Below are 26,171 nucleotides of genomic sequence, written 5' to 3' on the forward strand. Positions count from 1 at the left end.
ATGATTTTCAGGAGCTTACTGATGAAGCGTCAACTCATCGCCGCGCTGGCGGCATTGTTAATCGCCCCTTTGGCATTGGGCTTTGATAGCGGTAGCACAGGTGCTGATGGAAATTTAAATCCCACAGCAGATATATCAATCGTTATCCCTGATGATGGCATTCTTAACTATGCGACTATTAATATTCCTGAAGGTGTAACGGTGCGTTTTTTCGGTAATAGTGCTAATACCCCCGCTTTTGTTCTTGTGCAAGGTGATGCAGTTATTGACGGCACCATTGATATGAGCGGTATTAATGGTGGTGAATTTGGTATCCCTCCAGCAGGAGGGTACGCTGGCGGCCTAGCTCAAGCGCTAGGGCTCAGAGGCGGTACTGGTCAGGGGCCTGGTGGTGCTACCGGTGGAGTAGATGTTGGACTCGCATGCCCCGGTGCGGGCGCAGGATTCTTCTCCCGTGGTCTTGATGAAAATTGTTCCTCATCAATTAATGCAGGATCAGAATATGGTTCGAGAGCGCTACAACCATTACTTGGTGGCTCAGGTGGTGGTGCAGGATTTTTGCGCACTCCTTCCTCGCGTGTAGTTGGTTTAGCAGGAGGAGGAGGAGGTGGTGCCATGCTTTTAGCGGTATCAGGAACGTTAACGTTGAATGGTTTAATTACAGCAGTTGGTGGAGACGGTGCGTCTGATGAATCAATAGTGAATATAAGCACTGCTTCTGGAGGTGGTGGTGGTAGTGGTGGCGGCATTAGAATTGTCACGTCAACCTTGTCCGGTAGTGGAATCATCAACGTAAGTGGTGGAATTGGGGGAACTATTGGTGGTACGGATTCTAGAGCGAAAGGCGGTGACGGAAGCCCCGGCCGAGCACGAATAGAGGCTGAAAATATTCAATTTTCGGGTAATGTTTTTCCTGAGGGAGTTTTTTCATCTTCTGCGCCACGACCTTTATTCCTAGGGCTTTTCCCAACAATTCGAATTGCAACAATCGCTGGACAAGCAGTTCCCCTCAATCCTACGGGTGAAAATGATCTGGTTTTACCAGCAAACCTTAGTAGAGTCGCCGTTGAATTCGAAGCCTCCAACGTCCCGGTTGGTTCTACGGTACGGATGATCATAATCCCAATAAATGATTTCATTGTTAACGTTACCAGTGACGCCTTAGTCGGTACCTTGGAGCAATCAACAGCTAGTGTGATAGTCAATTTACCGCGAGGGTCAAGCACTTTAATCGCATCAGTCGCTTTCGCTCCCAATGCTCGACAAACCGCACAATTGTCCCGATTCACCAACGGTGAAGAAATCGTACAAGTTGAATTAAAAAGCGGGTTTGACGGCATGGCAGGCGTCAATTTGCACACGGTAAGCGGGAAGGTCTATCCCGTGCCCTCTAGCAGGTTGCCCTTATAAAACGAAAAATACCATTTAAATAACCACTCCGTTAATCCACTGCTACGGATCGCAATGACCATGATAATACGTCATCTAAACCATTGGAAAATTTTGGCTTTGTTATGTTTAGCCATTGCGATCAGTAGTTGCGGTGGAAAAGGACCGGATAATAACCCGCCGAGTGTAGATGCAGGAAACAATCAAACAGTTATTGCGGGCGATACGGTTCAATTAAATGGCTCCGCTACCGATCGCGATGGTGAAATCGCGGAAGTTTTCTGGTCCGAAAATACCGACACCATTACGATCAATAATCGCACCCAACGCAATGCCAGTTTTATCGCTCCCAATGTGTTGGAGGACACAACCTTTCGTTTTACTTTAACCGCTACGGATGATGATGGTGATAGCAGCACAGACTCCACCAGAGTGGTGGTGCAAGCCGTTAATATTTCACCAACCGTTGACGCGGGTGAAAATCAAACCGTTGAGTCCAGAGCTATGGTGAATTTATTCGCCCTGGCTGCGGACAGTGATGGCCAAATCTCATCCTATAGATGGCGGGAAGTATCCGGTGTTATTGCCATTGTGAATGATGATATGGCTATGGCCAGTTTTGTGGCGCCGGTTGTGGAGCAAGAAACAAATTTTACCCTTTTGGTTACGGTGCAAGATGATGATGGCGCACTCGCCTCAGACAGCCTACTTGTTACGGTAAATCCCCCTGAAATTGAACCCGAACCTAACGAGCCACCTATAGCTAATGCTGGCTTGGATCAATCCGCACAAATTGGTGAATTCGTTACCTTGGATGGACAAGGATCATCAGACGGCGATGGCGATCGGTTAAGTTTTTTCTGGGAGATTATCAGCGCTCCCCAAGGCAGCACGGCTACCATCCAAAACCCAACCGCTTTGAGGCCAGTTGTAGTAATTGATGAGGCCGGTGATTACCGCGTTAACTTACAGGTGAGTGATGGCCAAGATATGGCCTTGGATAGTGTTCATATTTCCACGCTAAATACTGCACCGCAGGCTAATCCCAGCACGGATCAACAAGTTTTTGCCAGAGAAACGATTCAACTAAACGGTGCTGGGTCAAGCGATGTAGACGGCAACCCACTAACCTTTTTATGGGAGTTAGAAAGCGCACCGCAAGGGTCTAATTTGGATTTTACCACCAGCGATCAATTGCGCCCGATATTAACCACCGATGCTAACGGCGAATATATTTTTCGTTTGATTGTTAATGACGGCAGCGTAGACAGTAATCCAGAGCGAATACTACTCACCTCCGGCGACTTAGTGCCTATCGCTAAGGCTGGGCCGGATATTGCCGTAGAAATAAATCAAACTGTGCAATTGGAAGCCGGCAATGCCAGTGACCCAGATGCCGCGCTTATTACCTATCATTGGCATTTATTGCATGCGCCGCAAGATTCCACTGCCGAGCTAACTAATGCTGAGGCCTTTAACCCGCAATTTATTATTGACCAGCCCGGTGATTATTTGGTGCAATTAATTATTGAAAAACAAGGCCAGGTTAGCGCACCGGATCAAGCCGTTATTTCTACAGTTAATAGTCGCCCAGTGGCCAATGCGGGCTCAGATCTCCAAGTCTTTGAGGGTGAGCCAATAACGTTGGATGGTACAACGTCTTTTGATGCGGATGGTGATACGTTAGATTTTTTCTGGTCCTTAATTTTTTTGCCCACCAATAGTAACGCTGTGTTGCAAAACCCAGCCAGTGGCTCCCCAATATTTACACCGGATATTACAGGGGATTTTGTCGCCCAGCTGATTGTGCGCGACGGCCAATTATCCAGCCCGGCGGATACAGTATTAATTGAAGTTGTCCCACCACTTGCTAATGATCCGCCAAGTATTACTTCCACACCGGTAATTGCTGCACAAATCGACCAGCCCTATCGCTATCAAGTCATTGCCCAAGACCCAGAAAACGACCCGTTGAGTTATTCTTTATTACAAGGGCCGCTAGGGTTAACGCTGGATCAAGCCGGACAGGTAAGCTGGGTTCCGGCAAATGACACCCAGGTAGATGTGCGTCTAAGTGTCAGCGATGGTGTGAACGCCCCGGTGATACAAACCTATCAAATCACCGTAACTGGCGCAGATGCCGAGTCCCCAGTGCTGGCACCCATTGGTAATCAAACTGCCCAATTGGGGCAAAGGTTTACCATGCAACTTGTCGCCAGTGACCCTAACGGCGATATTTTAAGCTTTGGCGTAGCGCCCATGCCATTGCCGCCGAATTTCAGTTTAAATGCCCGCACCGGCTTACTGAGTTTTCGGCCAGAGGCTGGGCAAGTGGGCGTATTTAATTTGAGCTTTTCCGTTACCGATGGCCGCTTTAGCGACAGCGAAGCTGTTACCATTACGGTGCCTCCCGCTGATGGTACTACGCGCTTATCGGGACAGGTATTAAGCGATGGCAACAAGCCTTTACCGGGTGTTACTCTACATGTGGGCGAATCACGAGTCCGGTCGGATGTTAATGGCAATTTCTTTTTTGATGACTTAAGTATCAGCGGCAACACCCGTTTGCTGATTGATGGCTCTACCGTGGATCCCGCTCTGGGCCGGTTTGCTACAGTGCCAGAAGTGGTGCGTCTGGTAGCTGGAGCCGTTAACCAACTCGATACGCCGGTATTTTTGCTGCCTCTGGATATCGCGGCCACCGATTCTGTGGACCCAACCACCACGTCCACAATAACCAGTAGCCGCTTCATCGATGGCTTGAGTATTTCTGAGCCGGTACGCCTGACGATTCCAGCCGGTTCTGCGGTTAACGATAACACCGGCGAATTATTTAATGGTGACATTACCATCACTCGCGTGGACAATCCCAACCAGGGACCGCAACCATTGCCGGAAGGGCTGGGCTTAAGTACCTATATTTCCATACAGCCTTTTGGAGTGACTTACCCAGAACCGGTGCCGATTTCTTTTCCAAATGTGGAGAATTTTCCACCCGGTTCGCGCATGGATTTCTTTGCCTTAAATCACGATACCGGTGAATTTGAAAAGGTTGGTGAGGGTTTGGTAAGTGCCGATGGCCGTACTATTGATTCCATTGGCGGCGTGGTGTTTAGTAATTCTTGGCACGGGGTTCTACCCCAGGAGCCGGTGGCCAATCCAGATATGCCTCGTAACGAAAAGGAGCCTTCGCAAAATCCTAAAGCCCCAGATAATCAGGAGCCGCTACCTCCATGTTGTGAAAAAGCAAATTGCACCAATGCCGGCTGCATGATTGACAAACAAACTGGTAATTTAGGCGAATACCACCAATTACCCAGTTATTATTCCTTGGGTGAAAACCGTTCCATTCGCTTGGAATACAACTCCAACAACGCCGACGTGCGGCCCATTATTCCGGTTGTTTCTGGCTTTGGTAACCAGGCACCACCGCCGCAGACCATGTCGTTAGAGCTGAGCGTCGGCGGGGTTGCCATGACCGATAAACGCTTTAGCCAGGTGCAAGTAGTGCCGGATATCCGCGGTCAATTCCGAACATCTCGCCCTGCCATTCAGTTTGATGGCGAGAGCCTGGCCACCGGCGTGCATCAATTTGATTTAACTGTGGAATGCCAATTTCCCATTTCCTTCCGTTCTACCGTAGTTCCCGGTGAGGTCATTATCGATAACCGCAGCAACAGTGAATTTGGCGCGGGCTGGAGCTTGGCCGGATTGCAAAAAGTGTATGAGCAGAATGATGGAAAAGTGCTGCTTACCACCGGCACCAAAACCAGCCTGCTTTATATGCCTGACTCTGAGGGCGGTTATATCTCGCCACCGGGGGATTACACCACATTAACCCAATTGCCCGATGGCACCTTTAGCCGGCGCATGCGCTCCGGCATCGAATACCGGTTTGATAGCCTGGGCCGGCAAAGCCGCAAAATAGATCGCAATGGTAATGTGACCACCTATATTTACGATGGTTTGGATCGGATCGAAACTATTATCGACCCGGTAGGCATGGAATATAACTTTGCCTATGCCAACGGTCGCATTCAGTCCATCACCGACCCTATGAACCGGGTAACCCGCTTTGAGCACGACTCCCAGGGTAATTTGGTGTCCATCATTGAGCCTAATGATGATGAGCGGATATTTGAGTATATGCCCAACACGCATCTGATGAGTGTGCAGGTGGACCAACGTGGTAATCGCAAAGAATACCGCTTCGATTTTGCCGGCCGCATTCAAGAAACCATGCAGCCCGACGGCAGCTTCATGAACCTAGAAGTCGCGGACGTGCGCGGTTTAATTCCGCCGGAGATGGCCGCAACCGAAGAAGACCCAGCCCCAGCCCCCATGTTGGTGGAAGACATCAACAACCGCCAAGTAGATTTTAACGGCAATATCAGCGTAACCGAGAGTGATGCTCGCAACATGCCGCTGCGCTATGTGGATGGGGTTGGCCGGGTAACCCTAACCCAGCGTGATGCCAACAGTAATGCCACCCAAACTACGCGGCCCAATCAATCGGTCATTAACCGGCAATTTGATGTCAACGGAAAAGCCACCCAGGTGCGGGAGGAATTTAACCAAGCTGAATACGATTATGACTATGATCAATTCAGTTTATTGACCGAATTTGTTAACCCCAATGATCATGCCACACAATTTAACCGTGATGATCGCGGCAATGTGGAGACCATCGTCAATGCCCTGGGTCATACCACCACCATGGAATATGACAGCCGGGGCTTGGTGACCCGCATGGTGACACCTAATTTATTGGAGGTGCTCTACAGCTATAACAGCCAGGGTCTGTTGAGTTTAATTGAAGAAATTCCACCCCAAGGCAGCCCTGGTAATCGCCGTACCACGCAATATTTTTATGATGAAGCCGGTCAAACCACCCGCTTAATTACCCCCGATAACATCACCATCTCTATTAATTATGATGAAAAAGGCCGGGTTACACGGGTGACCGATAACCTAAATCAGACCATTAATTACGGCTATGACGGCTACAATAATTTAATTGCCGTGGATACCCGCAGCAGTGATGGCTCTCTGGCATTAATGGTGCGCAATGCCTATGACAATCGCAACCGCATGATTGAATCGCGGGCTCCTCATGTAAATCAAGAGGATTCCATTAATCAATATTTTTACGACCGTAACAATAACCTGGACCGATGGGTTGATCCTAACGGCGCCTTTGAAAGCAATGAATATGACGGCGAAGACCGGCTAATTGCCAATACCCACCGCCTGGGCGGCATTACCCGCTACCAGTACGACACCAACGACCGTATTACCCAGGTGATTGCCCCCAACGGCGTAGTAACTAGCTTTACCTATGACGTGCTGGGCCGAAAACTCACCGAATCCAGCCCGGATCGCGGCACCCTCAGCTACAGCTATGACCAGGCCAATAACCTGATCACCATGACCGATGGACGTGGCATTACTATGACCTACAGCTACGATGAGCTGGAGCGGCCAGTAAGCAAAAGCTTCCCCAACACCATCGCCGGTAAAACCGAAGATGTGACCTACCTCTACGATAACTGCCCCTTTGGGCTTGGCCGGCTGTGCGGGCGCATTGATGAAAGCGGTAGCTACAGCTACGCCTATGATGCCTTTGGCAACCTGGTGCAAATGATCAAAGTGGAATTGGGGATAAGCTACACCACCTCATACAATTACGATGACGGCGATAATTTAATTCAAATGACCTACCCAACCGGGCGTGTGGTATCCATTGGCCGGGATGGCGTGCGGCGCATTGAATCGGTTTCTGCCCAGGTAAACGGCGTGCAAACATCCGTTGTTACTGACATGCGTTATCGTGGCGATAACCGCATGATCCGCAGCGTGTACGGCAATGGCTTAGTGGATGAGCGAGGCTACGATTTACAAGGCCGCTTGATTTCTCAACAGTTATTTAACCCCAATTTAAGCTTAATTCTGGACCAGCGGCTGTATAACTACGATGCTAATAGCAACATGCTTAGCCGCACCACAACGCCGCAAACCAGCGTATACACCTATGACGCCCTGGATCGCCTCAGCGGGGATGCCATCGACGGTGCCGCGCCGTTTGAATTTGATTACGACCTAAACCATAACCGGCTGTCGCGCAATCAAACCGACAACAACGCGCAAACCAATGGCGAGACCTACACCTACCGCGCCGGCAGCAACCAGTTGCAGAGCTTAAGCGCCTTTCGCGACGACCTCACCACCGTGCAAAACGTGCAAACCCGCACCTATAATGACGCTAACCGACTCTACCAAGTGTTGCAAGATGGCGAACTCATCGCGCAATATATTTATAACGACGAAGGGTTGCGCACGCGCAAAACCGTGTTCGACCAGGGCGGCAACGACACCACCACGATCTACCACTATGATATGTACGGCATGCTGATTAGTGAGACCAGCACAACCGGCGTGGTGGAAAAAGATTATATTTGGGCCACCACTGAACCCATTGCGCAAATTGACAATCAAGGCGGCGCAGAGCAACTGAGCTTTTTGCATACCGACCATTTAATGACCACGCGTTTTGCTACCGACCCCGCGCAAAATATTGTTTGGAACTGGGAAGGTACAGCCTTTGGTCAAACGCCGGCTAACGATAATGGCATTACTGTTAACTTGCGCTTCCCTGGGCAATATTTTGATGCTGAAACCGGCTTGCACTATAACCATTACCGGGATTATGACCCGCGCCTCGGGCGGTATGTACAAAGTGATCCTATTGGGTTGGTTGCTGGGACCAATACATTTGGGTATGTTAGTGGGAATCCCATGATGTATTACGATCCCGATGGAGAATTAGCATGGTTTCTGGTACCGATAGTTGGAGGTTTTATTAGCGGAGTAATCGATTTAGCTGCACAATTACTGGAAAACGGAGGCGACTGGGACTGCATAAGTTGGGGAAACGTCGCTGGAACTGCAGCAATTGGAGCAGTTCTTTCATCAACCGGACCCGGTGGGGTACTCTTCGGCCGGTCTGCAAATGCGGCTGGACGATTTGGCAGTTTTCCTCCTAGGCCGGGCATATTTAACAGGGGTAACTCTAGGTTCGGATGGTCTTTTAATCGCAATACACAAAGACAACATTTTAGTGCGCATGGTGGCAGGCCAAATACTCCTAGTCACTGGCATAGGGATTCGCCTGTGTCATTACCTGCCGGCGACTTCAACGGTTCTTTCGCACTCGGAGGAGGACTTGCAGGAGGTGCCACAGGGGCTGCGTCTGGTGAAGACTGCAGATGCCAAAATTGATTAAATCTATGGGCAGAGGCTACATAAAAGATTTTTTTTGTGAATTTGGTAAGAGGACAGAATTTTTTTCATCTAACAAAATTGACATTGCTGTAAATGAAGACTTAGAAAAAAACAATAAATACGAATATGTGGTTGATAGTGAAATCAAAATAATACCCAGAAATTTAAAATCTTTAGGTGTTACTATATGGTTTTCTGGAAATGCTATAGGTTTTTTTGTAGAAAGTTATAGAGGTGTCGCAGGTCTTATCGGTTGTAAGGTATCTACTTCTCAAAGTGAATTAGCTTGCGCGGGAACTGAACCGACGATTAAGATTGATGTCGATTCGCTGTGTCAGCTTGTTGAAAATATTTCTAATGCAAAGATTGAATTATATGCAGGGGTCATGTTTGGCCATTTAAAAGGAGTTTACACATCTATAAAATTAAAGAATAACGAAGTTATTGATAGCTCAATTGGTTATCCTAGATTGGTGATTAAGGTGTTGTCGAAAATTGGACTCGCAGAACTAACTGAAGTGCCTTATGAGCCTTGGTGAATAAAATACATTGTGAACGAAAATAACTTCCTAATTACTACTATTACTAAGCCAACGTTTGAACAGTAACTTTTTGGTGCTGCGATACTTGCATATCTGATCCATATATACCAATTGCCGTTCCGGTTGAGGGCCGAAAAGACTCAGGAAAGTGCTAATTTTGTCTATCCAGGCCACTAGAATAACTGGTCTTAGCAGTTAGGGTGTGCTTACACAAAGGAGTGGCTTAGCTTTCGTGGTAATTAGGAATAACTTTATAGAGGCGCTTTTGGTCGGCCAATTTGGTAAGTCTAATAATTTATCTATGTTGTAGTGTTGCATAGTCCCACCATAAAATTTGCCACAAAACCATAGGGGTTAGACCTGAATGGCACTTCCTTAAGCTATAAGCAATTGATATATAGAGAAAAAAGGCTGGCCAGGTGATAAACTGATTGCGACAAACCAAAGGGGTCAGACCTTACATTTGACATCGTGCCGGTCGGGGAGTCCGCCACTGCGTCGCTATCGCGTCTGCGGGCAGCACTCAGGCTTCACGTTGCACAGCCTCCATAACGGGCAATAATAAGTCTTGCTGGTCAATTGCTCGCGCAGAAAAGTATTTTCTTTTTCTAAATCCGCCGTATTTTTCATGGCGATATTGTACTAAAAATCACATCACATCTCGATAAAAAATCGGTGTATGCGGATGTATTTTTGTCAGATCAAACCCACGTAACAACCAACACCACTGCTCATGGGTGAGAGAAATAATGTCCGCGTTTTGTTGTTTCGGCCATTTAAACCGATCCTGCTCTAACCGCTTCTGTCACAGCGCAAAACCGGTGACATCCCAATACAACACCTTAATTTGACGACGAGTTTTATTGCAGAACACAAACAGGCTCGGTTCGGTGATTGTTAACTGCAAAGCCTCAACGACAATCACCGACAAACCATTAATGGATTTACGGAAATCCACTGGCGCTCTGTGCAGGTAAATGGGAATATCCTTGCGCCACTTGATCATGCCAACGACCGAATCAATTGTGCCAAATAATCGGGTGTGATTGACGGTGCCAATTTTATTATGACCGAACCCACAAAGAGTTCTATTGGGACATTCACTGTCGCAGACGGAGCAACGACTACGGGTGAAAATGCCGCTTGGTCGTTAACTTTCTCACGCTTTAATTTACTGCGTTTAAGACTGAAATATTTGGGGTTCAGGTTATGTGATTTACAGAATGCGGTTTGTGTGAGCTGGCTGTTTTCAAATTCTTCAATGAGCGATTGCCATTGCTGACGAGAGCGTTGGGCCATGGGTAACCTCCAAGATTAATTGGTTTGAGAGGTTAGCTTCTTTATTGCGGGCTGTGTAGAGTGTGGTTGGTTTGGCGCTTACCATCGCCCCCTATTTAACCCGCCTTCTATTGTGAATAGCGCAATGTCTTTCAGGGCGGTTTAAGTTACTACAAATTAATTAATCATCCAAAATTTCGAAAAGTCAATCGTGCAGAGTGTTCGTACCGATGGAGCTACTCCGTGTAAATTTTGCTAAAAGCATCCTGAATAGCCTGCTTTAACATAAACTTCGGCAACCCAGTCTCTTCTCTCAATACTCGATAAGCCTCCTTTCTAGATTTTGTGTGCTCGAAATATCGCTCCTCTACAAAAAATGCCAAGGCATTTGCTTTAGCCTGATCACGCTTTTTTTGGAGCTCCTCATCTCTATGCTGTTTGTGGTTACTCACCACTTCCCTTGCTAAGTCGGGGAAACGGTACTCGAGGTAACCAACTGATACGTCAGCCTTTCTAGCTAAGCTTTTGAGAGATGGAGGGGTTGAGACGGACTCGATAATAGCTCTGAGTTGCGCTAAAACTTCCGAATGACTCCTTCTGTTCTTATGGCTAACCCTCTGCAAGTTAGGTGGCAAATCGGCAGACCAACTGGGATGCAGAACTTCGCTCGACATATTACTCATCCCCCAGAGAATGTCAGAAATATCCATTCCACAACCGTAGGCGAATCTTCGAACTTTTTTCAGATCGATTACCTCTTGTTTGTACATAACTGAGCGTAATTCATCCTTAAGTATCATCTCGTAAAGTTCATCCTCTCGATCATTTCTCACGTAGTAGTCGAATATTTTTTCCATGGACTTGGGAACTCCGGTTCGATCTAATTTAAACTCATTCTCTGCTAAATCGTCGAAGAGCTTAAGGATATCCCCACTAGAGGTTTCCCATGAATTTGCTATTTCATCGAAATCTAAATATTTACGCACTGACAAATCGTTACCACACTGCTGGCAGATATCAACAGAACAGTTACGTTTAAATGATTTTTGATTGCAACCACAATTTTCACAGTTTTTGACAAGAGGAGTCCTATGAACAGGACAATGCTTAATAGCTAACAGGTGCCAAATAAGCTTTAAATACGCGTCCTCTCCAGACTTCTTCATCTCTGAAAAGCACTCTGGGCACCACCTTAGATCATCACTCACTTCACCTGCGGACCGTCCTAATGAAGAATCTAAAAACCCAAGTAAACTTGATTGCATATTTTGATCCGTCATTAATTCCAAGATCTTGGCAATCATTTTTGTGGTTTTATTTGGACGAACAAGCAAACCAAACTGCATCGACCTAGGAATGCGGGGGTACCCTTCCGGGCCCCCGATTTCAGCAATTCCTTGTCGATACACAAAACGTAGAAACTCACCAACATATACCCCATGCTCTAGTGAAGATCGGTATATATAAGATACTAATGACTCAGCATCTGCAGTTCCCGCGTTTCGCAAAGCAACAGGCAATAGCTTAACTACCATCACTAAATCCTATTTCCTGGAGGGATTCGCTCTGGCTTCCTCTTGAATGGCCTACTTTTTCTTTTTGCCCTTGAAGATTTACGTTTCACTTTTGCTTCATTTTGATCAAGAGAATCAAAATATTCCTCTCCCGATTCAATTTCTTCCCGAATTGAGACAAGATCCGTATCTGGTTTTTTAGTGCGCACCAATATGTCCTTGGTAATTCCAGAGCCTTCCAGTTTGGCGATTGCTGATGCCTGTGAAAGCCAGCTTCTGACAAGACCAATACAGCCAAACGTTCCCTCGTAAATCAAATCTCCAAATCGAGTCAAAGACTTTACACTTCCATCCAAATCTAGAATTGAGTCGTAGCTCGCAAGGATCTCTGAAAACGCTTCTACATCCTCACTAACAGGCCGATAGCGCGGAAGATGAACTTGTTTTTTCCTTCCAAGCATGTGTGGGGAATTTTGCAAAATATCCACTATTGGATAGGCACCGACCAATACCAACACTAGCTTTGAGGTCTGCGCCAAACACTTCCACGAATCCATTACGGCATATGCCCCCATACTTGCCTTGCTTGTATATTTAGCGTGCTGAGCTTCATCAATGAAGAGGTATTTTGTTCCCCGAACTACAAACGCTCTTTCAAGTGCAATACGCAAGCTTGTCTCGGTCGACCGATCTGTTTTGTGATAGATCAGCGACTCCTCAAGATCCGACACTGACTCAGAGAACATAGGGTGGCGAACCGCATTCAACATATGCAAAGTAAATGACTTTGTTGAGAATGATCCGTTTGGTCCTGTATTCACAGCCTCCGCCACTACTGACGGCATTTTACCCGTTCGATGAAACATATCTTTTCCGCATAATAAAAGGCGCAGTTCACTAATCAGCTTAGACTTACCCGCTCGAGATGGACCTGTTATACAAACAACTTCACCGGGGCTTGCCGACACGATGAGCGCAAACGCTTCAGCTAAAGCCATTTGCCAGTTTCGATGCGTAATTTTGACATCAAAATTTGGTAAGGAATCAAAATTAAAATCCATAGCCTACCCCCACAACTCGATAGTTAAAGACTTCACTTGCGATTCTTTAATTTGTTCAAAAACTGAAGGTGGAGTTTCTTTATCTCCTTGATCAAACTCTATAAACGGCACACCATGATCACTTTCTGAGACACTATCCATCTCGCGAATTACTCTTGCTAGATCAAGGTCGGCTTCCTCTTTGATCAATCTTTTTTCCGGCATACTTTCAATTAGTTCAAGCCCTTCAACAAACTGAGAAATTTTGTCTTTCGAGGAAAAGGCATTTAGTTTTGAACTACCGCAAGTCACCCAATTATTATCAACGAGCGCATAAACTACGTGTGGATTTTCAGGGTCTAGACGTACCTCCAACTTACTTTTCTTGCCTCTCGATTTGGCAACATCTGGATGCCAATACCACATTCCATTGAGATGTATTCCCCTTTGCAAATCCACTTTATATTCTCTGGACTCAACAGCGGTGGCCAACATAAAATCATTATCGTAATTGATCTCAATACCTAGAAATGGGAAGCCAGATTGATCCTCATCTACCTTAAATGCCGATGACTTAGTACAATTCCCACGACTTTTATTGTCTCTCCAATTACAGAATTCATTTATCTCACGATAAAAATCATATGGTCTCAAGACCGCATTTTTTTCCGGAGAAAACTCACCATCCACCGCTCTCACTTCCTCATAATCAGCCAAATTTCCCGCGCGCTGGCTTAACCACTGTTTTTTAAACTCACCAAAAAAACCTTCGACTTCTCCTCCAAACCTCGAATGGCCTGCAGGCCTTAGCACATAATCAACCCCGTAATGAGCCATCAAGGATGCAAAATATTTAGATGTAAAATCACTTCCACGATCCGCAATAATTTCATTAGGTAATTTTCCATGCTTCCTTACACATTCACGTATAAGCTTGGCATCGGATGCTCTTGACGGTGACTTAAATGATATAGTTACCGCTAGAACAGCAGAGGAAGACAGATCAATCATCGCCGACACCCAAGGACGCATCACGTTCGCAACTCCTCGACTCGAAAAGTAAATGAGATAGATGTCAGCCAGGTAGTGGTCCACTGCCGCAGACTGCCAAGCAAGCTGAGGTTTAAGTGAACGCTTAATTGGGTTAGAGGGCTCTGACTTTGCGTTTCGAGCTCGCTTCCCACCTCTCTTTGCCGCAATAATATTTTCTGGAATGAGTTTTAACCTGTGATTAAAAGTGTTCCTAGATACGGGATCAAGCTTTGGATGCTCCAGGATTGCTAAATCTTTGTATTTAAAGTAGCTCCGATAATCAGAGAGCCCTGCACTAACGGCGTGGATGTCATAAATATATTTCATCACGAATTCAATTACTCTCGAACTTATTCGAGATTCTCGATTACCAGACAAATATTTCTGTGAAACGAGCGACTGAAAAGGTGTTAGTCCAAGCTCTTTACCTTTTCTAATTTTCTCCCTCCAACGCCTCACGTTTCGACTCGACTCTCCACCCTCTACTCTCTCTAATCGTTTCAGCGCATCATTTGCCGTCTTTGCAGAAGGGAATCTAGAAACAGATAGCTCCCCAAGCATCTCGTCACAATAAATCTTTTCAACACCAAATAGTTCATGAGCTGCATCCAATAGAGTTTTCGACATAACCAAAATACAGCTTTTGGGGTCGCTTAGAAGCTCACGATCTATTTTAAAAAATAGTTTATTCTCATCAACCAACTGAATAATTGGCTGATAGCTCGACAATCCAAGATCGCGTTTCAGATCATGCATATTCCACGCAAATGATTTGTTAAATTTATGGAAAATCTTTTCTTCAACTATTGGACATAACTCATCAGCCCCCCTAGACCTCATCATTAGCTCTAAGTTAGCAATGCGGTACCTATCCGAAGGATCGTAAATATATACGGAGTGCCGGAGACCAATTTTAGAAAACGCTTCTTTTGCTGGTAGGTATTCAACGGATCGTCCATCTGGGCAACGTTTCCAGTCTTCAGGCTTCTTCTTTAATTGTTTTTCAACTTCATCTGAAGTTTTAGCTTCTACGATAATTGCTCCGGTTTCAGTCAACACCAAGAAATCAGGCGTATAGCTACCAGACCGTTTTTTTCCATTCTTATCAGTTCTTTGTACCTTAATAGGTTCAGGCTGATCCCAAATTTCTAATGTTCGTGAATCATATTCACTCAACAACAAAAATGACCGTTCTGCAGAACGACTTTCAGTAGAAATTGTGTGGTTCATTTTTTTCGAAACTATAAACGAGCACACGTTATTTACTGCTCGTGTACCTACCATTCTCGATGCTTCTGATGATCTTGTGTCACCGATATATTCCTTCGCCGGTTCGCAAAATTGATGAGTTATATTGGTGTATCGCCAGAATTCAGTTTTATTAAGCATAAGTATTCCTCTGCGAGGCCGGTCGCTGATGAAAATCAGGCGACACGAACCCTCAACTGTAAAAATTGATAATGAATTCTTGACTAACGGCATTAGGTGGGGCGATACTTAGTTTACGAAGCTGAAGGTATCACCTTCCCTAAAGGCCGAAGTCAAGTTATTGATTTCGGCTTTTTTGTTTCTAATTCAACATGTTACCTCCCAATAATAAATTTTCGGATTATTCAACTGTTAGGAAGTCAATGCATCTCGCCACATCGGCAGTCGAAGCAAACCACCCTTGCCGCTTAGGAAACTTTGCAAGTTTGACTGGAAGCTTTCCTCGGTAATGTGCCTTTTTAGCTGCATCGACAGATGGGTACCTCAAGATTGAACTAACCTCTTCGAGAGTCATAATCTCACCGTATTTTTGTCTTAACACCGATTCTGTTTTCGTCATCTTTCTCACATGCAGGCTAAGTGGACAAGCTGTCCCAGGTTGTCTTCGTTTGTCTCACGTAGGCTAACGAATATGAGCAGCTTTGTCTGGAGTCAAATTTTCCTCCAAAATATAAAGTGTTAAAATTTGACCCTTGACTTAAACAAGGTCGTAACTTATGGCGTTTTCTGAGAAAAAGTGGCGCATATTTCGTTCAAGGGTTTGGCTTAGAAATCTTTATTTCTTAGCACCCTCGAAAATCCATATTGAGGAACGCTTTACTCCAGAGTATGGAGAAAGCAGTAAGCTCTACAGAAAGTGGAAATCCGGAAAGGTAGCTGCAACTCGGCAATCAGCGGAAAAGTTCGAGAACATACAAGGCAGCATCGAAGTATTTGATCTTGAGATATTCCCACTCTTTTCAGAGAAGAACATTCGGAAAGTGCTACGTAGCTATCTCAACGAAAACTGCCTACCAGACAGGTTCGAAATCGACTGGTTTTTCTCTTCCGATTTTCAGCATGCCCCTCCGCAATCAATTGAAACTGTGGAGGGGGAGGCCTATCTCACTACCATTATCAATACCCTTGATACCGAACAACCCTACTCAGCGATTCCAACGCCGACTCACAATGATGTCTTGGGATTAGCTCTTAGAGGTGATTTAAATGGCTTTACTGCTATTCTCGCGCTACTAAGAGAAGCTGAAATAAAGGGAAAAGCTGAAGAGCATGCATTATGCCTGGCTCATCTATACCGAATGCTTCCCACGATTGCTCAACTCAAAATATTCCACGGTTTTACAGCTGAACTGCAAGAATTCATCACTCACTTGCATCGCAAGGTAACTTTTTCAGAGCAGCGTGTAAGTGCTAACTGGGAAGCAATACAAAGGAATATAGATCAGGAGATAATTATCTTACCTTGGTATAAACAAGACCCGAGATGGGTAGAACTGCCTGAAGAAATACAAACATGTGCCGAAATTAAGGATCCATGAGGCCTAGGACAGATTGTAATTTTGGATGCCAGTTACGTAGCAGCCTAACTCCAACCATTTAATTCAACGCCGATCGTATTTCATTTTCTGAATCATATAGCCTTCGCAACGCACTATGAATCTCGCTTTCTTTAGTGTGTTCGTAAGGGAGGTCTAGTAATGCCCTGTATAAATAACCAACCGGCTAGTCATGCCATAAAAGCTTGAAGCTAGATACGTGCCTGACTGATATTGTTGAGTTACCCACAACAAAGGCCCTATTGAGTCCACTCGTCCAAAATAGCTTTTTCACTGGCATTTGGGTTTGAAACCCAAGACGGTAGGATTCTTCAAAGCTTGTTGTAGTCAGGATGTGGTTTTGCTCTCCAGCCCAAGCTAGAGTCAAGTCTTCTGGACTACATGTAATAGCAACACCGGGTACTGAATCAAGAAGCTTTGGACGAACATAGAAGGCAACCATAACCCGCACCAAATCCCCTCGCTGGCATAAATGACGTATTGCTCTTTGAGTAGAGGAGTTAGACCCAAATTCCTTTAACTCCCTATAAAGTATTGGCTTACCCAGCTTAAATTTAAGTAGTTTATCTTGGATTTTTGCTAATACGGTCATCGTCATGATCAGGTTCCATCAATCCCGAACTAGACTAGATTGCTATAACATTAGGGTCAACTAAAGATAATTAAAAGGTGGGTTATACAGAAAAAGAGTAAAACCCTGCATTGTATGCGGACAATCTATGATGAACGAAAGCGGACACACTATGCTGGAAATAACACCCACCATTTTAACCTTCTAAATAAAAGTGTTAGAAAACATAACCATTTCTGAAACCCTCTTTTGTATTTCAAAGCCTCATATTTCTGTTTTTTCGGCTGTCCTAGTAACTGCTTCTCCAAAAGATCTACATAAAATCCTAGGTTACATTACCCGAATAGCTTTGATATTTTCCCCGCTTTGATGTGAAAGGCCAAATAGGGCTCCATTAAAGCTAAAAACGATAAAATAAACAAAGGGAGTTAAAGGAAGGCGAAATGGAAGTTTGTATCAAACACTGCAACAACATTGACTTGGCAACAATTTCAATAGGCAACAATAAGCTAAACATCAAATTTGCTCCTAATGGCACAGGAAAAAGTACGCTTGCAAATGCAATTCGACTTAGTCAAATGGATAGCAAAGACTCTCTAAATGAGCTAATGCCATTCAAATACAGAGAAAGTAATCCTGACGGCAATCAGCCCACTGTTACTGGCATAGAAGGCATCGGCGCAACAATGTGTTTTAATGAGGCGTATGTCAACCAATTCACATTCAAACCAGATGAACTTCTCGATAAGAGCTTCGACATTCTAATCAGGGATGACAATTACAAAGCAACCGAGCAAGAAATCAATCAACTTGTTCGAAATATCCAAGAACAATTCACCAATAATCCTGACCTTGAAAAGCTAATAAAAAACTTAAAAGCTCTGAGTGATGCATTCAAAGTTACCGCAAATGGCGGCCTATCTAAAGCCTCCAGCGGTATGAAAGGTTTGTCCAGTGGAAATAAGATCGAGCATATTCCAGCTAGTTTAGAAGTTTACCAGCCATTCATTCAAAGCAAAAAAAGTGTCAGCTGGATAGATTGGCAAACCAAGGGGCACAAAGAGTTCTCAGAGTTATCAAATAGCTGCCCTTTTTGCTCGTCTGACGCCACTGAAAAAAAAGAACAAATTGAAAAGGTAGGCAAGGAATACAATAAAAACTTAATTAACAATCTAGTCAAGATCATTAGTATCATTCAAGACCTAGGCGAATTCTTCTCAGAAGATACGCGGAATAAGCTAGACATTATCTCTTCACTAAAAGACGGTATCGAGAAAGAACACGAAACTTTCATAGTGAACATCAAATCTCAAATAGACGATCTAATCGAAAAACTAGAAAGAACAAGAGCACTGTCAAGCTTCCACTTTCAAGAAGGGGAAAATGTTGGTGCGAAACTACCAACCTATAAGATAGACCTTCAGTTCTTTGACACACTCAATTCCGAAAAAACGAGAGAAGCAACCGACAGAATTAACCAATCGATCGACGACCTTGTACTTCAGGCTGGCCCACTGCAAGGTAAGATAAATATTCAGCGAAGAAAGATCACTCAACTAATCGAAAAACATCAGACGGATATAAATAGCTTCCTAATAAATGCAGGCTACAAATATATAGTTGAAATCATTGGAGAAGGAGAGCAGTCGCAGCTAAAGCTTAAGCATGTGGATCACTCTATACACATAAGCGGTGGTACTCAGCACTTAAGCTTCGGAGAGCGTAACGCTTTTTCTATCGTATTGTTCATGTACGAGTGTTTATCCAAGAAACCAAATTTGATCATACTCGACGATCCAATCTCATCTTTTGACAAGAACAAAAAATATGCAATTTTGGAAATGCTATTCAAACGAAAACCAGAGCATTGCCTTAAAAACAAAACAGTTTTATTGCTGACACACGATGTTGAACCAATTATCGACACTGTAAAAGCAGTTAAAAAGCAATTTAAGGGTCAAGTATTCGCATCATACCTACGCCTTCAAGATGGAAATATAACCGAGCAACAAATTAAAGAAGAAGATATCAAAACATTTGCCCAGATTTGCACGGGAATTCTTAGTACAGACTGTAGCGAAATAACCAAATTAATATATCTACGCAGACGCTTTGAAATTCTTGACGACAAAGGGGACGCATATCAGGTGCTATCAAACCTATTCCATAAAAGGACAGAGCCGCGGGATTATCGAGAGCCAGCGAACGAAGAAGGAGAGTACCCTCTGATGAGCGACAATGCTTTAGAAGCAGGAAGAAGTGAGATTAATAGGTTTATTGACGGCTTCGAATACGACGCGCTTTTAGAAAGATTGCTAAATACCGCCCAGATTAAGAGTTTGTATTTCAGTTGTGAAAATGGATATGAGAAGCTTCAGCTTTGCCGTATTTTAATGGGAAAAAAAGCTAATAACTCTGTGATTAAAAAATTTATCAATGAGACTTACCATATCGAAAATGAATATATTTGCCAGCTTGATCCGACTAAATACGATCTTATCCCTCAATACGTAATTAATGCGTGTGATAAGATGATAGAAGAGATTCTCGATTAGATGTCTCTGAATTTACTCATCTTGTTTCCAACAAACCGTGTTAAGTTAGGCTTGAATTACTCTTAGACATAGAAAAATATCACGTATTTTTCTATGTCAATTTGAGGCTAGTTATTCATCCATCGACAGTAATGGCCGACTATACCAGCTGGCCTCTTTTCAAGAAAATTGCACTTATTATCCGAAACCAAGAGTTGTATTTTTCTTATTAATTTTTAATTTTCAGGAGCGTTTATAATCGAGACCGTTGATGTTTGACTTTCTACAGGTTTAAAGATCAAACCCGTTAGTTTTGCTTCTTCGATTGCAGCCTTAAATGTTTCAGTACAGTAAACGGCAGTTAGATTTTCTTCGGTTTTAAACAATAATTCCGAAAAGTGCTCGGCTCGTGGTGAAACAGATAAAATGTTCGCGTATTCATCTTCCAAACTATCGACCGTAACTCCTTTCGATTCAACAGTAACCAATGGATTAAAGAAAAACCCAGTTTTTAATTGGTTATTGTGTTCGTAAAATACCTCAATAAGTTCACCTGATGCTGAATCTTCAAAAAATGCTTTTAGAGTAGAACTTTTCTTTAAGCGTTCCAGTGCTTTATCACTAAAGAATAACTTGCCCATTAGGCCAGAGATGTCAGCTTGTAACAGATTACTACCTTCCGGTTCTAACTGAATTTTAACTTTCTTCCAATCGCCAACGTATTTTTTAGGGCCGGGATCACACAAGTAGAGTACTTGTTGAAAGATATAAGGCTCGTCACAATACTCATCCATTATTTTGTGGGGAGAGGGTTGAAGATAATTCGAGTAATCTAGTTGAACCTCATACAACATTGTTTTAACCTTTTTTGTTAGCACTAAATTGAGGGTTAGCTGCTAAAAACTGGGCGGTTTTATTACCGTCGTCATCGTATTCTATTGCTTCGATTCCTTTGTCGTCCAGATCAATAACCGCTTGAGCGTCCATGTTCTTAAACGTTTCGGAATTTTTAAAAATGAATTTTGGGTGAGCACAGGTCTCAAATCTAAATTGTATTATACGCAACTGAAGTTTCAAAGACTCTTCTGTCGGTGTATTGTTGGGGTTGATTTTTCTATTAATCCAGCCATTGATATAGGCTTCTTTGCCGAGATTCAGATGTGGTGCGCGCATAGTATGAGATTTTGCAACGGCATTGTTGTCGAGCGCAACTTTACTAGATGGTAACGCTACTCCATTTATTTCATCATCAATTCGTATTTTATGCATTGCTAAAACCAGTCTTGCTGGATAAGCCAGGACTTCTTTCCATGGCACTATGTGATGAGCGTGGCATCCATCTGGTACAGGAATACCTACTTTATTTAAATTATTACGAAGTTTACTTGGTTTACCTTTTTCGGATGATAATTCACGAGTTGACATTTGACCAGCTTGCGCTCGGAACTTTTTTAAACTTTGATTTGCAATTCGATCTTCTAATTTGGCGATCAATTTAATATGGTTGTACAAGATGGATATGTTTTTAGAATCTTCAGGTTTGATATTTTGAGCTTTTTTTAAAAATTGTTGAATAATATGATTCAGTACCTGCCTAGGTTGAAAGCTTGTCATTTCAATTGCTCCATCAATTATCGGTAATCCGGTAATGTCACAAATATTTTCCAGTAAAAGTGTGAACTAATTATCGGTTAATGGAATCGTGAGAATGGCGAATGTAAAATAATTTGCACTGTATATTTTTAATTATATTGGAAGTTATCTGTAATAACTTTTATTTGAAATTTACCGTGTAAAACTGAAAGGTCGGTAGGCTAAATATAATTTAGGAGGCTTAAACTGGAAGATTATGTATTTTTAGATATAGAAGCGAGCGGTTTGAATTTTGATTCTTATCCCATTTAAGTCGCACTGGTGAAAGGGGGTATAAATAAATCTTGGTTAATAAAACCCGAATCGAATTGGATGTATTGGAGTGTACAAGCAGAAAGTCTTCACGGAATTAAACGCGAAACGCTACTGCAAGAGGGTATTGACGCAGGTATTGTGGTTGATGAAATTAATGCATTTTTAGCCGACGAATTTGTGGTTTATAGCGACGCACCGCAGTGGGATGATGATTGGATTAATATTTTGTATTTCGCTGTAGGTAAAACAAAATCGTTTTATGTTCACTCCGTGTATGAATTAATGAGCGACCAAGAAAAGCTTAGTTTTGAGAGTTATCGGCAACAGTTTGTTGAAGCCAAAGAGTTTAATTTGCACCGTGCCAAAGACGATGCCTTAATGCTTAGCAAGGCTTATCGGTTATTAAGATCGGAAAATTAAACCGGTTTAAATTTACAGGATGCACATCCATGTGCTTAGTAAATTCCGTTTATCTGTAATAAAAGAATTCTATAAATATTATTTAACGATTTTTTGTTTAAAAAGTTCTTGGTTAAACATTCTTTGATTAAACAAACGCGTACACAATACCCACGACAATAAATACGGCGCTGGCAATAAAGCGGGTAATTTTAAGTGGAATGCGTTGCATTAGATATTCGCCTGCAAATACTACCGGTACGTTGGCGAGTAACATACCTAGGGTCGTACCCATGGTCACCCATAATACAGATTCGAATTGTGCACCAAGTAATACGGTGGCAATTTGGGTTTTATCACCAATTTCGGCCAAAAAGAATAATACGGTTGAGGCCACAAAGGCGCCGTATTTTTGCATGCCAGAATCTTCGCTGTCATCTTTATCGGGCACTAATAACCACAAACCCAATACGATAAAGCTACCGGCAACCAGCCATTGGCCTAAATTACTTTGCAAATATTGAGCGATAAAGTCGCCAAACCAAGCAGAAACGCCGTGGTTTAAAAGGGTCGCGACTAATATACCAAGAATGATTGCCCACTTGTTGCGAAACTTAGCAGCTAAAAACAGCGAGAGGAGTTGGGTTTTATCACCGATTTCGGCCAGTGCCACGGTGGTGGTAGAGATTAGAAAGGCGTCCATAAAAAGCTCCGGTGGGATACAAAAACATAAGGTAAACAACGACCTCCCACCAATGGAGTCGTTACTTACCTTAGGTCTTGTCAATGCCGGTATGGGCACGATGCAGCCATAAGCCATTGTGGGCTCAAGTATGTTGACTGCCTCTCTCTGCTGTGGGTTTGGTATTAAAAACACCGGTATCACTTTATGTGATTAACCCTAACTACGAGAAGACTACTCCCCCAAGGAGGACGCCATTTTATAAAACTTGAGCCGAATTGCAAGTTAGGCGTTTATTTTATTACGAAATTGCGCAAAATAAGATCTGGTAAATTTGATGGTAAAATCGGAGCTACCTATAGGTAAGGTAGCCTTGAAGAGAAAACTCAGAACCAATTGAAATCACAAAGGTATAATGTGCATAAACAAAGGTATTGCGTGCATAAATTAGAAGAAGCTTTACAAAAAGCATTACACAAAGATAAACAACTGCGTGTGGTCGGTTTTGACGATGCTCCCTTTCAAAAAACGCGAGGTTCTGTAGTTAATCTTTCGGGAATTATTTGTTCGAATACACGTTTTGAAGGTATGTTATGGGGAGAATTAGAAAAAGACGGTACTAATGCAACCGAGGTGTTAATTGATTTACTCATCAATAGTAAATTTTATTCGCAGCTACACCTAGTGCTAACCGATGGTATTGCTTTTGGTGGTTTTAATATTATCGATTTACCTAAATTAAGCACCGCGCTTAATTTACCCTGCATTGCTGTTATGCGAAAAATGCCCAATCTAACGGCCATTAATGACGCTTTAAAAAACTTTGATGATTATACAAGCCGTTACGAATTGGTTTTAAAGGCAGGTGAAATTTATCAACACGACGCCTTTTATTTTCAATGTGCAGGTTGCAGCAGCGACACTGCCGCAAGAGCACTTATAAAGCTAACCGATACCGGTAACGTGCCAGAAGCCCTTCGCTTGGCTCATTTGATAGGCTCGGCCGTAAAAACCGGTCAGAGTGGTAAACGTGCTTAATAGAAATGTGTGAGGAAAAAATTGGAAGTCTCTGACTAGACATAAAATAGACTAGTCAGAGGCTGATAAATTTATGATAAGTTCCTAAAGCAGCTCGGTTATTGCTCTTCGCCAAACATATCTTGATTGTTAGAGTCTTTTGACGCTAGCGCATTTACCTTTGGGTTTTCAATGGCTAATGGCTTTTTACTGTCTTCGGTTTCTTCGAGCGATTCGTCAACAGCAATAAAGTCTACTTCTAGTTCGGCTTTTTCGACAAAATAACTGGGTAATTCTGCTTTAATGGCGGGCGCTAAATTTTTAAATTCACCAACTTGCTTTACTAAGTTTCCTTTACCGCTTATTAATTGATTTTCCGCTTTACTATAGGCTTCGGCGGCGGTATCTATGCCTTTTTTAATTTTCTCAAAACTGGCTAAAAAAGTATTAAGCTTTTTAAAGACACCTTCTGCCTTGTTGGCAAGCGCTGCGGTGTGTTTATTTTGATCTTCGTAACGCCACAGTTGGCGCACAATATTCAAGCTTGTTAATAGCGTTGTTGGTGTGGCGACCAGTACGTTGTTTTCAATGGCTTGTTGGAACAGTGTTTCGTCGGATTTTAGCGCCTCAACAAATGCCGATTCTATGGGTATAAACATAAATACCATTTCTGGTGAGTTTAAACCTGGTAATTTGTAATAGTCGCGGTCAGCTAATTCTTTTATGCGATCACCCACGGCTTGTACGTGTTCTTTTAATGCTTGCGCGCGTTCTAAATCGTCTTCGGCGTTTACAAAACGGGTGTAGGCGTTTAACGAAACCTTGGCATCAATAATTAAATGTTTATCTTGTGGTAAATACACAATAACGTCGGGTCTGCGCTTACCTTCTTCGGTTTTAATGCTCACTTCGCGTTGGTAATCTTTACCCAGTTGCAAACCACTGCGATCCAGCACGTTTTCTAATACCAGTTCACCCCAGTTGCCTTGTAGTTTTTTTTGGCCCCGTAATGCGGTAGAAAGCTCGTGTGCTTCTGTGGTGATTTTTTGGTTTAATTCTTTAAGTTGTTGCAGCTCTTTGCGTAATAAACCTTGCTGTTCTGAATCCCGGTGATGAATTTCTTGAACTTCTTTTTTAAAGCTATCAATCGATTGCTGAAATGGATTCATTACCGCGTGTAGCGAAATTTTGCTGTTTTCTTGCAAGGCCTTGGTCTTAGCATCCAAAATCTCGTTAGATAACAGTTTAAATTGCTCCGCTAGACTATTTTTTTGTTTCTCAAAATTCTCTAGTTCGCGTTTATGGCTAGCTTCGCGTTCGCTTTGCTCGGTTGCTAATTTATCGTACTGGCTTTGCAAGTGTTGGTACTTGCCTAAAAGAGCGTCGTATTTTTCTTGTGCTTGTAGTACTGCATTTTTATATTCAGTGATTTGTTTACTAATTTCTTCTTCGCGACTCTCAATGGCGCGTAATTTTTTACCCTCGGTCGCTAAGGCATCTTTTAATTGATTAATAACGTCTCTGGCTTCGCGTTGTTCTTTTAAGGTTTCATTGTGACGTTGTTGTAGCTCAACGACTTGTGCTTCAACAGATTTTTTTTCGGCTAAACTGGTTTGAAGTTGTTTTTCGGTGTTGTGGTGATTTTGTTGCCACTGGGCAAGTTGCGCTTCGTATTGAGTGATTTTATCGTTTAGGTTTGCGCGTTCAGTGCTAAGTTGTTGCTCAACAAATTTGGCGGCATTTAAGCGTTCTTGCAGTTGGCCTTCGGTAATCTTTAACCCTTGCAGCTCTTGCTGCGCTGCACGTAATTCTTGCTCGCGTGCTTGGTGTTTTTCCGTGAGTAACATCAACTGGCGGTTACTTTGTTCGTAATCACTTACCGCGCTGGCGAGCTTCTTCGACTGTTTTAACAGTGTGATTAATAACCACGTGCAACCTAACAATAACAACACGGTTATCGCAAAAAAATACACATTTGGGCTCCCGGCTAGGGTTTCCATACTAACTCCACAGTTTTCTTACATAAAAGCGCATTGTTGAGCGCATTTGGGGTTATTTCAAGCTGAATTTCGACTAACTTCTTATCGACGCTGCCAAGCCTACAAGGCGTATCAATGCAGACATTGTAGCCTTTTGAAGGAGCGATTCCTAATCGGTTA

General features: G+C 43.4%; 16 protein-coding genes and 1 pseudogene. 7 read left to right on the forward strand and 10 right to left on the reverse strand.

Annotated elements, in window-relative coordinates; translation table 11 throughout:
* Genes ACYQ28_RS10770 through ACYQ28_RS10780 form a run of 3 tightly spaced genes read left to right on the forward strand, consistent with a single transcriptional unit; the run spans window position 1 to window position 9,209 of the window.
* On the forward strand, window positions 1-1,410 hold the full coding sequence (locus ACYQ28_RS10770; protein ID WP_460050027.1) for a hypothetical protein: 1,410 nt from the start codon (window positions 1-3) through the stop codon (window positions 1,408-1,410).
* Between the two features lie 54 nt (window positions 1,411-1,464).
* Complete coding sequence (locus ACYQ28_RS10775) at window positions 1,465-8,667, forward strand: PKD domain-containing protein (protein WP_460050025.1); 7,203 nt, start codon at window positions 1,465-1,467, stop codon at window positions 8,665-8,667.
* Window positions 8,655-9,209, forward strand: a complete 555-nt coding sequence (locus ACYQ28_RS10780; RefSeq protein ID WP_460050023.1) for a hypothetical protein — start codon at window positions 8,655-8,657, stop codon at window positions 9,207-9,209. The genes ACYQ28_RS10775 and ACYQ28_RS10780 overlap by 13 nt, the downstream gene beginning before the upstream one ends.
* Window positions 9,210-9,861: 652 nt before the next feature.
* Here ACYQ28_RS10780 and tnpB read toward each other — a convergent pair.
* The 5 genes and pseudogenes from tnpB to ACYQ28_RS10805 form a co-directional block, all read right to left on the reverse strand.
* A pseudogene (gene tnpB / locus ACYQ28_RS10785) lies at window positions 9,862-10,218 on the reverse strand (IS66 family insertion sequence element accessory protein TnpB).
* Window positions 10,215-10,511: an IS66 family insertion sequence element accessory protein TnpA gene (gene tnpA / locus ACYQ28_RS10790; RefSeq protein ID WP_460050021.1), complete on the reverse strand. Its 297-nt coding sequence runs from the start codon at window positions 10,509-10,511 to the stop codon at window positions 10,215-10,217. Before tnpA ends, tnpB begins: the two are co-directional and overlap by 4 nt.
* Window positions 10,512-10,726: 215 nt before the next feature.
* Window positions 10,727-12,025, reverse strand: coding sequence for a TniQ family protein (locus ACYQ28_RS10795; protein ID WP_460050019.1), 1,299 nt, complete (start codon window positions 12,023-12,025; stop codon window positions 10,727-10,729).
* Window positions 12,026-12,027: 2 nt separating this feature from the next.
* Window positions 12,028-13,065 (reverse strand): AAA family ATPase, encoded by a 1,038-nt coding sequence (locus ACYQ28_RS10800; RefSeq protein ID WP_460050017.1) that lies wholly within the window; start codon window positions 13,063-13,065, stop codon window positions 12,028-12,030.
* Window positions 13,066-13,068: 3 nt separating this feature from the next.
* The gene (locus ACYQ28_RS10805) at window positions 13,069-15,465 is read right to left on the reverse strand and encodes a TnsA endonuclease N-terminal domain-containing protein (RefSeq protein WP_460050015.1); all 2,397 of its coding nucleotides are present in this window, start codon (window positions 15,463-15,465) and stop codon (window positions 13,069-13,071) included.
* Window positions 15,466-16,061: 596 nt separating this feature from the next.
* Here ACYQ28_RS10805 and ACYQ28_RS10810 point away from each other — a divergent pair.
* Window positions 16,062-16,883, forward strand: a complete 822-nt coding sequence (locus ACYQ28_RS10810; RefSeq protein WP_460050013.1) for a hypothetical protein — start codon at window positions 16,062-16,064, stop codon at window positions 16,881-16,883.
* Between the two features lie 184 nt (window positions 16,884-17,067).
* Here the strand turns inward: ACYQ28_RS10810 and ACYQ28_RS10815 are convergent, their stop codons facing one another.
* Entirely contained in the window at window positions 17,068-17,499 is a 432-nt protein-coding gene (locus tag ACYQ28_RS10815) for a DUF6088 family protein (RefSeq protein ID WP_460050011.1), read from the reverse strand.
* Window positions 17,500-17,915: 416 nt separating this feature from the next.
* Here ACYQ28_RS10815 and ACYQ28_RS10820 point away from each other — a divergent pair, with 416 nt between their 5' ends.
* Window positions 17,916-20,027 carry an AAA family ATPase gene (locus tag ACYQ28_RS10820; protein ID WP_460050009.1) on the forward strand — a complete coding sequence of 704 codons (2,112 nt, stop codon included), beginning with the start codon at window positions 17,916-17,918 and terminating at the stop codon, window positions 20,025-20,027.
* Window positions 20,028-20,242: 215 nt separating this feature from the next.
* Here ACYQ28_RS10820 and ACYQ28_RS10825 read toward each other — a convergent pair whose 3' ends face one another.
* Together ACYQ28_RS10825 and ACYQ28_RS10830 are read right to left on the reverse strand one after the other, a co-directional pair.
* Window positions 20,243-20,860, reverse strand: a complete 618-nt coding sequence (locus tag ACYQ28_RS10825; protein ID WP_460050007.1) for a hypothetical protein — start codon at window positions 20,858-20,860, stop codon at window positions 20,243-20,245.
* A 4-nt stretch (window positions 20,861-20,864) separates the two neighbouring features.
* On the reverse strand, window positions 20,865-21,620 hold the full coding sequence (locus tag ACYQ28_RS10830) for an AHH domain-containing protein (RefSeq protein ID WP_460050005.1): 756 nt from the start codon (window positions 21,618-21,620) through the stop codon (window positions 20,865-20,867).
* Between the two features lie 351 nt (window positions 21,621-21,971).
* Between ACYQ28_RS10830 and ACYQ28_RS10835 the strand changes: the two genes are divergently transcribed.
* Window positions 21,972-22,334 carry a hypothetical protein gene (locus tag ACYQ28_RS10835; RefSeq protein ID WP_460050003.1) on the forward strand — a complete coding sequence of 121 codons (363 nt, stop codon included), beginning with the start codon at window positions 21,972-21,974 and terminating at the stop codon, window positions 22,332-22,334.
* Window positions 22,335-22,461: 127 nt separating this feature from the next.
* Here the strand turns inward: ACYQ28_RS10835 and ACYQ28_RS10840 are convergent, their stop codons facing one another.
* Window positions 22,462-23,016: a TMEM165/GDT1 family protein gene (locus ACYQ28_RS10840; protein ID WP_460050001.1), complete on the reverse strand. Its 555-nt coding sequence runs from the start codon at window positions 23,014-23,016 to the stop codon at window positions 22,462-22,464.
* A 417-nt stretch (window positions 23,017-23,433) separates the two neighbouring features.
* On the opposite strand from ACYQ28_RS10840, the gene ACYQ28_RS10845 reads away from it, so the two are divergent.
* On the forward strand, window positions 23,434-24,033 hold the full coding sequence (locus ACYQ28_RS10845; protein ID WP_460049999.1) for an endonuclease dU: 600 nt from the start codon (window positions 23,434-23,436) through the stop codon (window positions 24,031-24,033).
* A gap of 98 nt (window positions 24,034-24,131) precedes the next feature.
* On the opposite strand, the gene ACYQ28_RS10850 is transcribed toward ACYQ28_RS10845, so the two are convergent.
* Window positions 24,132-26,012, reverse strand: a complete 1,881-nt coding sequence (locus ACYQ28_RS10850; protein WP_460049997.1) for a DNA recombination protein RmuC — start codon at window positions 26,010-26,012, stop codon at window positions 24,132-24,134.
* Window positions 26,013-26,171 lie beyond the last annotated feature (159 nt).

The sequence above is a fragment of the Sessilibacter sp. MAH1 genome, assembly GCF_054658315.1.